Source organism: Sphingomonas sp. DC4900, assembly GCF_049896485.1.
GTDB lineage: Bacteria > Pseudomonadota > Alphaproteobacteria > Sphingomonadales > Sphingomonadaceae > Sphingomonas > Sphingomonas aquatilis.
Genome location: NZ_JAFCUK010000021.1, coordinates 1 through 11570 on the forward strand (window position 1 = coordinate 1; position 11570 = coordinate 11570).

Annotated in this window: 11 protein-coding genes; 8 read left to right on the plus strand and 3 right to left on the minus strand. The window is 67.5% G+C overall.

Annotation, left to right across the window (positions count from 1 at the left end):
- Positions 1-212 (plus strand): hypothetical protein (locus tag ACP690_RS16770; protein ID WP_426261757.1); only part of this gene is annotated, 212 nt, incomplete at its 5' end.
- A gap of 172 nt (positions 213-384) precedes the next feature.
- Here ACP690_RS16770 and ACP690_RS16775 read toward each other — a convergent pair.
- Together ACP690_RS16775 and ACP690_RS16780 are read right to left on the minus strand one after the other, a co-directional pair.
- On the minus strand, positions 385-1395 hold the full coding sequence (locus ACP690_RS16775; RefSeq protein WP_426261756.1) for a polysaccharide deacetylase family protein: 1011 nt from the start codon (positions 1393-1395) through the stop codon (positions 385-387).
- Between the two features lie 3 nt (positions 1396-1398).
- Positions 1399-3168, minus strand: a complete 1770-nt coding sequence (locus ACP690_RS16780) for a histidine kinase dimerization/phospho-acceptor domain-containing protein (protein ID WP_426261755.1) — start codon at positions 3166-3168, stop codon at positions 1399-1401.
- A 196-nt stretch (positions 3169-3364) separates the two neighbouring features.
- Between ACP690_RS16780 and ACP690_RS16785 the strand changes: the two genes are divergently transcribed.
- Positions 3365-3832, plus strand: a complete 468-nt coding sequence (locus tag ACP690_RS16785) for an Lrp/AsnC family transcriptional regulator (protein ID WP_017978616.1) — start codon at positions 3365-3367, stop codon at positions 3830-3832.
- Positions 3833-4068: 236 nt separating this feature from the next.
- On the opposite strand, the gene ACP690_RS16790 is transcribed toward ACP690_RS16785, so the two are convergent.
- Positions 4069-5373, minus strand: a complete 1305-nt coding sequence (locus ACP690_RS16790; RefSeq protein ID WP_043059562.1) for a tetratricopeptide repeat family protein — start codon at positions 5371-5373, stop codon at positions 4069-4071.
- Between the two features lie 165 nt (positions 5374-5538).
- On the opposite strand from ACP690_RS16790, the gene yaaA reads away from it, so the two are divergent.
- The 6 genes from yaaA to ACP690_RS16820 all read left to right on the plus strand — a co-directional run bounded on the left by yaaA (position 5539) and on the right by ACP690_RS16820 (position 11480).
- Complete coding sequence (yaaA, locus tag ACP690_RS16795) at positions 5539-6279, plus strand: peroxide stress protein YaaA (protein WP_426261754.1); 741 nt, start codon at positions 5539-5541, stop codon at positions 6277-6279.
- Positions 6276-6977, plus strand: coding sequence for an SDR family NAD(P)-dependent oxidoreductase (locus ACP690_RS16800; RefSeq protein WP_426261753.1), 702 nt, complete (start codon positions 6276-6278; stop codon positions 6975-6977). The genes yaaA and ACP690_RS16800 overlap by 4 nt, the downstream gene beginning before the upstream one ends.
- Before the next feature lie 240 nt (positions 6978-7217).
- On the plus strand, positions 7218-7517 hold the full coding sequence (locus ACP690_RS16805) for a hypothetical protein (RefSeq protein WP_147036171.1): 300 nt from the start codon (positions 7218-7220) through the stop codon (positions 7515-7517).
- A 109-nt stretch (positions 7518-7626) separates the two neighbouring features.
- Entirely contained in the window at positions 7627-10449 is a 2823-nt protein-coding gene (gene gyrA / locus ACP690_RS16810; protein ID WP_426261752.1) for a DNA gyrase subunit A, read from the plus strand.
- Entirely contained in the window at positions 10446-10799 is a 354-nt protein-coding gene (locus tag ACP690_RS16815) for a DUF952 domain-containing protein (RefSeq protein WP_426261751.1), read from the plus strand. Before gyrA ends, ACP690_RS16815 begins: the two co-directional genes overlap by 4 nt.
- Positions 10800-10895: 96 nt before the next feature.
- Entirely contained in the window at positions 10896-11480 is a 585-nt protein-coding gene (locus tag ACP690_RS16820) for a hypothetical protein (RefSeq protein WP_426261750.1), read from the plus strand.
- Positions 11481-11570 lie beyond the last annotated feature (90 nt).

Genomic DNA, 11570 nt, shown 5'->3' on the forward strand with positions numbered 1-11570 from the left:
ACCCGCACCCTCTGGGTGATCCATCAAACGCGCCCCTCACGGCCATCAACACCATGATTTATATCGGAAATATTGAGATCCTGACAGCAAAATCAGCGATTTACTTGGGGAATGTGGGGGTAAAATCGCCACATCGCCCAAAAGGCAGGCGCCAGTGTTGCAAATGTACCAAGCAAATCGGCAGCGCCTACTCTAGTGTTACTGTCTCGTGACGGCCCGCGTTATCCCGACGGGTGATGACATCGCATCGTCCTATTTGCATGTGCGCACATCTGGCCGAACAAGCCGCACCGGACGTTTATCGGCGTCAATATCGGGCGTACCCAATCTTCGGTTTTGCCCTTGTCACCGCAAATCCGCCTGCAATACGCCCCCTGCGGCGCGTCATACCTGTCCGTCGGCAGCCGCCAACAACGCGTCCAGCGTCGTCGGTCTCACGCCGAGCGCATCCAGTTCGGCGAACATCCGGTCCCACCAGTGCCAGAATCGGTCGAGATCGCCCGCATTGCGCACATAGGGCGTATGCCCCGGTTCCAGCGACGGCGAATGAAAGGAGAAGGTGAGCAGCCGCTGCCCCTCGTCGCGCACCGCGATCCGCACGGCGGCCAAGGCCTGCTCGATCGGCATGTCCTCCGGCGTCAACGCGATTCGCTGCAACAGTCCGCTTCGCGCCGCGATACCGCGACCGTGCGGCACCCGCCCCAGCGCCGGATAAAGCCTGGGCCCGCGAGCGCGCAGCGCGCCGGTGAACACGCTGGTCAACGGCACCTCGATCAACGATCCCAATCGATAGGCCTCGCTACCGATCCGGCTGAAATCCGGCCCGCCATCGGCCGAATAGTCGTAGCGCGCACGAATCGAAGTTTCGACGCGATAACCCCGCTCCACCAATAGCGCCGCCGTATCCGGGCCGATGCCGTACCGACCCGCACGATAGACAATCGGCGCCGCGCCGAACGCCGCGCCCAGCACGTCGGTCAATACATCCAGCTTCGCCGCCTGTGCGGCGCGCGGCAGGTTGCCCGGATAGCTATCCCCCGGCGTTGACGCACCATAAGGCGGCGTGACCCAGGAGTGCAGCTGCGCCCCGATCGTCGATCGCCCGTCCGCCACGACGTCCCGCAGGATCGCCACCGCCTCGGCATCGCTCGCCACCGGATGATCGACAAGGCAGACCAGCCCGACGCCTTGATCCGCAAAGCGCGCATGCGCCGCCGGCAGCGCCCGCATGGCGGTCACCGACCGATGCCGCGCCTCCAGCGGAGCGGACCAATCGAACTCCTCCTCGACGTCGACGAACACGAGGAACCGGGTGCCGAAGCTCTCCGGCCAGCGAATCAGCGTATCCGGTGCAGGCGCGGGCGGCCGGTACGGCGGGATGGTGCCTCGTCGCACGAGTCAGTTGGCCGCCTGCTCCATCCCCTCTTGTACGGCGGCAGGCAGGCGCAGTGTCAACAGATGGTCGCCGAAGATTAATGCGCCGCCCATCTCGCTCGCCAGGTTGCGCGCCAGCCGCAGCGCGAAGCCCGCGCCCAGCAGCGGCGCGCCTTCGTCACCGGCATCGGCATCGATACTGAGCAAGGCGTCTTCACCGCCGGTGCCCAGCGCCTGCGGGCGCGCGAAGCACAGGGCCACCTGCCCCGCCGGCGCGGGCGCTTCGGCGATATCGATCCGTTCCCCGGCAACGGCAGCGGAGGTCAAGGTGGCGAGCAGGCGCGACAGCAGCCGCTCCATCGCCCGATCGTCGGCCAGCGCGGCATGATCTCCCATCGGATGGATGTCGAGCGCGGTCCCGCGCAACGCCGCCAGCGGCGCCAAATCGGCCGCGATCCGTTCCAGCAGCGGCTCGATCGCGACGGCCCGCGGGCGCAGCTCCAGCGCACGGCCTTCGATCCGCGCTGCGGTATCCAAATCCTCGATCGCCGCGATCAGGCCGTCGGCGTGGCGGCGGATCGTCGCGGCATGATCGCGATACACGGGCGATACCGGCCCCAGCAGCTGCGCCTCGATCAGCTCGGCAAAGCCCGAAATCGCGTTGGTCGGCGTCCGCAGCTCGTGCACCAGCTGGCGCAGCGAATCGGACGCTCCGCTACCCTGCGCTGGCCGTCCCGCTTCCTCGTCGCTGCGCGGTCGGCGGGCGATCGCGGCATAGCCGGTGAAGCGGCCCGTCGCGGCATCGAATTGCGGCTCGCCCGTCACCCGCCATGCGCCGCCCGCATCGGACGATCCTCCGACGTCGAGCCGCACGTCGGCGAAGCGCTGGCGCTGACGGAACGCGCCGTTGATGCCGGCATCGATGCGAACCACGCCCTGCGGCGCGCCCACCGCCAGCGACACGCCGATCAGCGGCCCGCGCGTCACGCCGTCCACCGCGCAGATCACGCCGGCACTGTCGGTATCGAAGCGGAAGCAGGTGGCGGGTGCCTGCTCCACCGCCTCGGCGGGCGCCGCCAGCGGTTCGCGCTGGCGCTGAAAGGCGTCGATGCGCGCGACGACATCGGCAATCTGAAACCCGCCCGCCGCGATCGGCCGCGGCTCCGGCGGCGCAACGGCGACCGTCGGCATCGCGACTACACGGGGGGCGACAACGATCGGCTCGGCTTCGACCGGCGCAGGGACCGGGGCGGTTACGACAGGCTCGGGCTCCGGCGCGTCCACCACGGGCGTCGGCCCGACCGCCGGCTCTACCTCAGCGGGCCCCACATCCGACGCGACCCGCGTCGGCGCGACATCGGCCGCCACATCGGGCAGAACGAAATCGACCGATCCGAAGCTCTCGAGCGCCCGCTCCACCGCAGCGGGCAGGTCGCGCCGGTGGCGCAGCAACGCCCGCCCCTGGGGCGACAGGCGCGGCAGCAACGCGATCCACGTATCCGCGTCCAGCGTCACCGTGCGCAGCAACGGCGCCGCGACGGCAAAGGCATCTTCCGCAAACAGCCCGACGAGCGGCGCCGGCGGCGTCGCAAAGGCGAGCGCCCGCGCGCTGGCAGAGCGCACCGCCAGCGGCACCGCCTGCCGCAACAGGCGCAGCCGCGCCAGGCCCGGCTCGTCCGCCGCGATCCGTCCGCGCCCCATCAGGTCGACGAGTTGCCGCCACGCCGACTGCGCGCCGAAGCCGCTGTCCATGTCGGCGGAAAGCACCGTCTTGAGGCTGTCGTCGAAGCGCACGCTCACTCCCGGAAGGCGTTACGCCAGCGGGGCGCAACACCGATTCCTTAACGAGCCGGAGTCGCAGGGGAAACAGGTGATTTTCCGACTGTCCGCAGGCCGTCGCAAAGTGGGACAATTGCGTTGCGCCGCAATTTTCTTATGCTTAGAGGAAATCGCCGATATCGTTCGGCGCGTCTTAGGAGTGGCTCACGCAATGTCGTTCGATCGGATCGATCGTCAAATCCTCGCTCATCTGCAACAGGATGGGCGCATGACCAACGTCGAGCTCGCCGAACGCGTCGGCCTCACCGCGCCGCCCTGCCTGCGCCGCGTGCGCGCGCTGGAGGAAGCGGGTGTGATCCGCGGCTATCACGCCGATCTCGATCCCGCCAGCCTCGGCTTCCCGATTACCGTCTTTGCGATGGTGTCGCTGCGCAGCCAAGCGGAGCACGACCTCGCCGCCTTCGAAACGCATGTCGCCGACATTCCCGAAGTGCGCGAATGCCATATGCTCAACGGCGAAATCGACTTCATCCTGAAGATCGTCGCCAGCGATCTCAAGAGCTTCCAGGAAATCCTGACCACCCACCTGACGCCGGCCCCCAATGTCGCCAGCGTCAAGACCTCGCTCACGATCCGCACCGCCAAATCGACCTCCGGCATTCCCGTCTCGGTCGATTAAGGCCACCCGGCACACCACCCGATACGCCGCACATCTGCGGTTGACGCCCGATTGTCGAATTACGTCACCCCAGCGAAGGCTGGGGTCTTTTGCGGCCAACACGTCGCCCGTTACCACAAGATCCCAGGCTCCGCTGGGATGACGTCGTTTGGTCGACGTTCACCGTCACCACCACCCGCAACGAAAAAAGGCGGCCCGTCGCCGGACCGCCCCTTCTCATTCCATCGTCGCCGCGATCACGCCGCCGGAGCGGGCGCCGAACCGACCTGCGTCCAGGTGTTCCACAGCGCCGCGATGCCCGCGCGGGGCTGGCCCGTCACCGCACCGAACGCCGCCTGCGCGCCAGCCTTGTCGCCCGACTTGGCGAGCGCGATGCCGAGGCGCGTGTTCACCTCGTTCGCATCGACGCCGCCCTTCGACAGCGCCGCACGATACAGTTCGGCGGCCTTGGCGTAGTTGTTCTGGCCCAGATAGGCATCGGCGGTCGCCGAGGCGATCTTGCCGTCCTTCGATGCCAGCGCGGTCTTCTCGCTCGACGCCAGCGAACCGTCGCGCTGGATCGCGGTGTTCGCCGCGGCCAGCTGGCTCTTGGCATAGGTGCTGCTCGCCGGAATCTTGCCCGACGCCAGGCCTTCCTTCAGCACGGCAGCCGCTTCGTACGGATTGCCGCGGTCGCTGACCATGCGGGCATAATCCTCATAGCTCGACTGGTCCGGCATCGCGCCGGCCGCGCGCAGCAGGCGGTACAGATCCAGCGTCTGCGCCTTGTCGGGCGTCGCGATGCTGTTCTGCGCGAAGGCATATTGCAGGATCACGTCGCGCCACGTCTTCGCATTCGGGAAGGCGGCGGCGTACTTCTGCATCCACGCCAGCGTCTCGGGCGCCATCTTCTTGTTGTTCGCAGTCGCGATCGCGAAGCGGTAATAGGATTCCGGCACGGCCTGACCCGCCGCCTTCTGCGCGGTGATATAGCGGTCGAGGTCGGCGAGACCGCCCGCGACGTCACCCGCCTGCACCTTCACCTTGGCGAGCTGCAGATCGAAATCGGGGCTGTTAAAGCCCGCTTCCTTCGCCTTGGTGAAATATTGCGACGCGACCGCATACTGGCCACCGTTGAACGCGAGCTGCCCACGGCGGAATAGATACTTGCCGCGATCGGCCGCCGGCGTATTGGCGGCGGCGATCAGCGCGTCGAGCGGCTTGGCCAGCGCGGTCTCGTTCAGCGGCGCATTCGGGTTCGCCTGCTGTGCCAGCACCAGCTTGGTGTTTTCGAGGTCGTAGCGCAGCGCTGCCGCCACATACTTATCGTCGTCGGTGGTGGCGGCCGCCTCGATCTGCGCGACCAGCGGCTCGGCCGTCGCGACGTCCTTCGCCTTCACGGCCTGCTGCGCATTGTAGGCGATCGCCTGCACCGGCTTGCTGAGCTTGAAGCCCGGCGCCTGCTGCTCTTCCTTCTTGGCCATCGCCGGGGCGACGAACGCGAGGCCACTCACACCGGTAGCGAGCACCGCGGCCAGCGCGAGCTTCGAAAGGGTCTTCATGCTAACTCTCTCTCCGACAATTGGGGCATCGCTGCCGCTAACGTACGCGCGGCCTGTAACCGGCCGCCGCAGCGGGTACAAGCGACGCTGGGGACTGATCCCGCAGTGGCTTGAAGCCCGTGAACGGGAATTGAACGGTGGCCGAAGGCGCAGTACCGGACCGGCATGATCGCCGTCCTCTCCCCCGCCAAGACCCTCGATTACGAGACGCCGCTGCCCGATTTGGGTTCCACGCGGCCCCGCTTTGATTCCGAAGCGGCCACGCTCGCCGCCGCGGCGTCGCACCTGACGCAGAAACGCCTGTCGGACCTGATGAAGATTTCGCCCGCGCTGGCGAAGCTCAATGCCGACCGTTTTCGCGATTTTCCCGAGGCGCCCGAGCGGCCGGCGATGTTCGCCTTCGCCGGCGACGTCTACACCGGCCTCGACGCGCAGACGCTGGAGCCGGAAGCGGTGACGTTCGCGCAAGACCATCTGCGCCTGCTGTCGGGCCTGTACGGCCTGCTGCGCCCGCTTGATGCGATGCGCCCCTACCGGCTGGAAATGGGCACCCGCTGGGCGCCACGGAAGCCCAAGCTGACCGACTGGTGGGGGGACCGCATCGCCCAGGCGCTGGCCGAGGACGTGGCAGCGGAAGAGACGGGCGTCGTCCTCAACCTCGCCAGCCAGGAATATTGGGCGGCGGTCGCCGGGCGCCTGCCCGCCGGCATCCGCGTCGTCGCGGTCGATTTCCGCGAGGGCGACCGCTTCGTCAGCTTCCACGCCAAGAAGGCGCGCGGGCTGATGGCGCGCTGGATGATCGAACATCGCGTCACCGATATCGACGCGATGCGCGGCTTCGACAGCGACGGCTATGCCTTCGATGCGGCGGCCAGCACCGACGACCAGTGGCGCTTCGTCCGATGACTACGAAGGGCACCAGCGCCGTCGTCATCGGCGCCAGCGGCGGCATCGGCGCCGCGCTAGTCGAGGCCTTGCGCGACGAGGGAACGTATGACGTCGTCCACGCGCTCTCGCGCTCCGGCAGCGATCCGATCGATATCGAGGACGAAGCCAGCATCGCCGCCGCCGCCGCGCGCATCACCACCGGCCCCGCGCCGGTGCTGGTGATCGTCGCCACCGGCATGCTGCACCAGGGCGATCGCCTGCCCGAAAAGAGCTATCGCGAGCTCGATCCCGACTGGCTTGCCGCCAACCTGCGCATCAACGCCATCGGCCCGGCGCTGATCGCCAAGCACATCCTGCCGATCATGCCCAAACAGGGCCGCAGCGTCTTCGCGATCCTGTCGGCGCGAATCGGCAGTATCTCCGACAACCGTCTCGGCGGCTGGTATGGCTATCGCATGGCCAAGGCGGCGGCGAACCAGCTCGTCCGCACGCTCAGTATCGAGGACAAGCGCCGCAACGATCGCAGCATCATCGTCGGCCTCCACCCCGGCACGGTCGACACCGCTTTGTCCAAGCCCTTCCAGGCCAACGTCCGCCCCGGCACGCTCTTCACCCCCGACCGCGCCGCCTCACAACTGCTCGACGTGATCGACGGCCTGAAGGCGCCCGACACCGGCCGCCTGTTCGACTTCGAAGGCAAGGAAATCGCGCCCTAGCGGGGAGTCGCCCCATCCCCCCCCTCCGTCACCCCGGACTTGATCCGGGGTCCCGCTTCTTCTTCTACTACGCCCAACAAAAGCGGGACCCCGGATCAAGTCCGGGGTGACGAGCCGCGAAGTGCCCACCCAACATGACGAAAACGTCATGATCCGGCCATCCCGTTGTTATTCCACGGAGCGCATCGCCTGCATCACGACGCCATCCCGTTGCGTCCGTTCAAGGTGGAGAGGAACCCCATGAAGACGTCCCTGCCCTTCGTCCTGCTTGCGACCGCCTCGCTCTGCTGCGGCTCCGCGGCGATGGCCACCGGCGCGCAGATGCAGGCCAAGACCCAGGCCAAGACGGTCGCCACCAGCAAGACGACCACCACCACCAAGCCTGCGGTCGGCAAGCCCACCGCCACCACCCGGACGACGACCAAGACCGCCGTCGCCGCCAACGGCCGCATGGTCACCACCAAGACCAGCACCGGCAAGACGATCACCTACAATTGCAGCAAGGCCGGTAACGCCAACAAGGCCGCCTGCAAGAAGTAACGCTCTGTAGGCCCGCGCGCGTACGCGTGTGCGTACGCGCGCGTGACTTTCGGTACGGATGCCCCTAAACCGGGGCCATACATCTGTAACAATCCGAAAGCGTCACACCTTGGCCGACGAGACCACCCTCGCCGAACCCCCCGCCCATCCCGAGGGCATTTCGACGATCTCGATCGTCGACGAGATGAAGTCGAGCTACCTCGACTATGCGATGAGCGTCATCGTCGCCCGCGCGCTGCCCGACGTGCGCGACGGCCTGAAGCCGGTCCACCGCCGCATCCTCTTTTCCGCGCAGGAAAGCGGCTTCTTCTTCAACCGGCCCTACCGCAAATCCGCCCGCATCGTCGGTGACGTGATCGGTAAATATCACCCGCACGGCGACACCGCGATCTACGACGCCTTGGCGCGCATGACGCAGGACTGGTCGATGCGACTGCCGCTGATCGACGGCCAGGGCAACTTCGGCTCGATGGACCCCGATCCGCCCGCCGCGATGCGCTACACCGAAGCGCGCCTCGCCCGCGCCGCCAATTACTTGATGGAGGATCTCGACAAAGATACCGTCGATTTCCAGCCGAACTACGACGCCAGCGAGCGCGAGCCGCAGGTCCTGCCAGCGCGCTTCCCCAACCTACTGGTCAACGGCGCCGGTGGCATCGCGGTCGGCATGGCGACCAACATCCCGCCGCACAACCTCGGCGAAGTCGTCGATGCTTGCCTCGCCTATATCGACAAGACCATGGCCGGCGAATCGATCAGCATCGACGAGCTGATCGAGATCGTCCCCGGCCCCGACTTCCCCACCGGCGCGATCATCCTCGGCAAGGCGGGCGCACGTTCGGCCTATCACACCGGTCGCGGCTCGATCATCGTCCGATCGCGCCACGTGATTGAGGAAGGTCGCGGCGACCGGCGCTCGATAGTCCTCACCGCCATCCCGTTCCAGCAGGGCAAGAACGCGCTCGTCGAAAAGATCGCCGAGGCGGCGAAGGACAAGCGGATCGAGGGCGTCAGCGACATTCGCGACGAATCGAACCGCGAAGGCGTGCGCATCGTCATCGACCTGAAGCGCGATGCGACCCCCGAGGTCGTCCTCAACCAGCTGTGGCGCCATACGCCTGCGCAGGGCAGCTTCCCCGCCAACATGCTCGCGATCCGCGGCGGCCGGCCGGAGACGCTGAACCTCAAGGACATCATCCAGGCGTTTGTCCAGTTCCGCGAACAGGTCATCACCCGCCGCTCGAAGTTCGAGCTGAACAAGGCGCGCGACCGCGCCCATATCCTGCTCGGCCTCGTCATCGCGGTCACCAACCTCGATGAGGTCGTCCGCATCATCCGCGGCTCGTCCAGCCCCGCCGAGGCGCGCGCCGCCTTGCTCGCGCGCGAATGGCCGATCGCCGAGATCGCGCCCTACCTCAGCCTCGTCGAGGCGGTCGAAGGCGAACAGGTCGGCGACGGCTACAAGCTCAGCGATACGCAGGTCCGCGCGATCCTCGACCTGCGCCTCCACCGCCTGACCGCACTCGGCCGCGACGAAATCGGCGACGAGCTGAAGGGCCTCGCCGAATCGATCGCCGCGCTGCTCGAAATCCTCGGCAACCGCGCCCGCCTGTACGAGGTGATGCGCGAGGAGCTGGTCGACGTCCGCTCGATCTTCGCGACTCCGCGCCGCACCGAGATCGCCGCGGCCGCCGACGGCATCGACGACGAGGACCTGATCGAGCGCGAGGAGATGGTCGTCACCGTCACCGTGCAGGGTTATATCAAGCGCACCCCCCTCGACGCCTTCCGTGCGCAGAAGCGCGGCGGCAAGGGCCGCGCCGGCATGGCGACCAAGGACGAGGACGCGATCACTAACCTGTTCGTGACGAGCACGCACACGCCGGTGCTGTTCTTCTCGACCGCCGGCAAGGTGTACCGCATGAAGGTGTGGCGGCTGCCCGAAGGCGGTCCGGCGACCCGCGGCCGCCCGATGATCAACCTGCTGCCGCTGGCGCCGGGTGAGACGATCTCCACCGTGCTGCCGCTGCCCGAAGACGAAGGCCGCTGGGGCGACCTGCACGTCATGTTCGCAACCGCCAACGGCACCGTCCGCCGCAACGCGATGGACGCCTTCGCCAACATCCCCTCGAACGGCAAGCTCGCCATGCGCTTCGATGAGGGCAGCGAGGACCGGCTGATCGGCGTCGCCGTCCTGACCGAAAGCGACGACGTCCTGCTCGCCACCAAGGCGGGCAAGGCGATCCGCTTCGCCGCCACCGACGTGCGCGAATTCCAGAGCCGCACCTCCACCGGCGTCCGCGGCGTCAGCCTCGCCGAGGGCGATGCGGTCATCAGCCTGTCGATCCTCCGCGGCTTCGCGGCGACGACCGAGGAGCGCGAGGCCTATCTGAAGGCCGCCCCGTGGAAGGAAGGCGAGCGCGAAATGTCGCTCAGCCCCGAACGCATGGCCGAATTCGAAGCGGCGGAAGAGTTCATCCTCACCGTCACCCAGAACGGCTATGGCAAGCGCACGTCCGCCTTCGAATATCGCCGCACCAACCGTGGCGGCCAGGGCATCACCAACATCGTGTCGGCGGGCCGCAACGGCCCCGTCGTCGCCAGCTTCCCCGCGCATTCGGGCGAGCAGCTGATGCTGGTCACCGATCAGGCAAAGCTCATTCGCATGTCGGTCGGCGACGTCCGCGTCACGGGCCGCAACACGCAGGGTGTGACGCTGTTCAGCGTGGCGAAGGACGAGCATGTCGTCTCCGCCGCCCGGATCGACGAGGAGGAAGAGCCCGAGAACGAGGCGGAGGCGATCGTCGCCGACGAGATCGGCGATGCCCCCGCAGCCCCTACCGATGACGCCTTGGTCGTCGACGACGGCACCGGCCCGGCGACGATGGACGAACGCGTCGATGAGAGTGACGATGGCGAGGAGGACGCATGAGCGCCCTCCCCCTCGTCGCCTATAAGGTGCTGACCGCGGAGCAGATGGCCGCGCTGGAACGCGACGGCAGTTTCGCCGGCGCGCCGGTCGATCTGGCGGATGGCTACATCCACATGTCGACCGCAGAGCAGCTGACGGAGACGGTCGACAAGCATTTCGCCGAGCAGACCGACCTGCACGTTGCCGCGGTCGACCTCGGCAGCTTCGGCGCATCGCTGAAGTGGGAGGAATCCCGCGGTGGCCAGCTGTTCCCGCACCTCTACGGCCCGCTGCCGCTGGAGGCCGTCTTGGGCTACGGTCCGCTGAAGCGTGCCGAAGACGGGACGGTTCGTCTGCCCATAACCGGTTGATCTGAAAGGACACTCGCCTCGCCGCCAAAAACGGGCGGAACCGCATCCGAAATCCCATCGTTACTTTGTCACAACGAGCAACAATGGAGACACTCGATGCGTACCTTGGCCCTGACGATCGGCACCCTGATGCTGATGCCCGCCGCGGCTGTGGCACAACAGGCTCCGGCCGCCGGCGCGAGCGCGCAGGCCGGTGCCAGCGCGACCGCGACCACCCCTACGGTCGGCGCCACGATCTATGACAGCGCGGGCGTCTCGCTGGGCACTGTCGCCAGCGTCACGCCGCAGGCGATCGTCCTCAACACCGGCACCGCGCAGGTGCCCGTGCCGCCGGCTTCGATCGGCAAGACCGAGAAGGGCTTCGCCATGGCGATGACCAAGGCGCAGCTCGACGCGGCGATCGCCAGCTCGCAGGCGCAGGCCCAGGCCGCGGTGAAGGCGAAGCTGGTCCCCGGCACCGCCGTCACTGGTCTCGGCGGCGCGGCACTCGGCACGATCAAGTCGGCCGACGCCGAATTCGTGACGCTCAATACCGCCAAGGGTGAGGTGAAGCTGCCGATCAACGGCTTCAGCGCCGACGCCAGCGGCAAGGTGATCGTCGGCATCACCGCCGCCCAGCTCGCCGCCGCAACCGCGGCCTCGGCAACCGGCGCCGCCACCAGCAGCGCCGCGCCGAAGTAAGGCCTTGGGGGCGGGCCACCGCCCCCATCGGTCCGACGCAACCCCGCGGACTATTCGTAGGCCCCGCAGGCCGATGGACATTCAGCGTGA

Bases quoted from the DNA above. Each gene is read 5' to 3' on its own strand.
- ACP690_RS16785 (WP_017978616.1), top strand. From the start codon at position 3,365: ATGTCGTTCGATCGGATCGATCGTCAAATCCTCGCTCATCTGCAACAG.
- ACP690_RS16805 (WP_147036171.1), top strand. From the start codon at position 7,218: ATGAAGACGTCCCTGCCCTTCGTCCTGCTTGCGACCGCCTCGCTCTGC.
- ACP690_RS16815 (WP_426261751.1), top strand. From the start codon at position 10,446: ATGAGCGCCCTCCCCCTCGTCGCCTATAAGGTGCTGACCGCGGAGCAG.
- yaaA (WP_426261754.1), top strand. From the start codon at position 5,539: ATGATCGCCGTCCTCTCCCCCGCCAAGACCCTCGATTACGAGACGCCG.
- ACP690_RS16790 (WP_043059562.1), bottom strand. From the start codon at position 5,373: ATGAAGACCCTTTCGAAGCTCGCGCTGGCCGCGGTGCTCGCTACCGGT.
- ACP690_RS16820 (WP_426261750.1), top strand. From the start codon at position 10,896: ATGCGTACCTTGGCCCTGACGATCGGCACCCTGATGCTGATGCCCGCC.
- ACP690_RS16800 (WP_426261753.1), top strand. From the start codon at position 6,276: ATGACTACGAAGGGCACCAGCGCCGTCGTCATCGGCGCCAGCGGCGGC.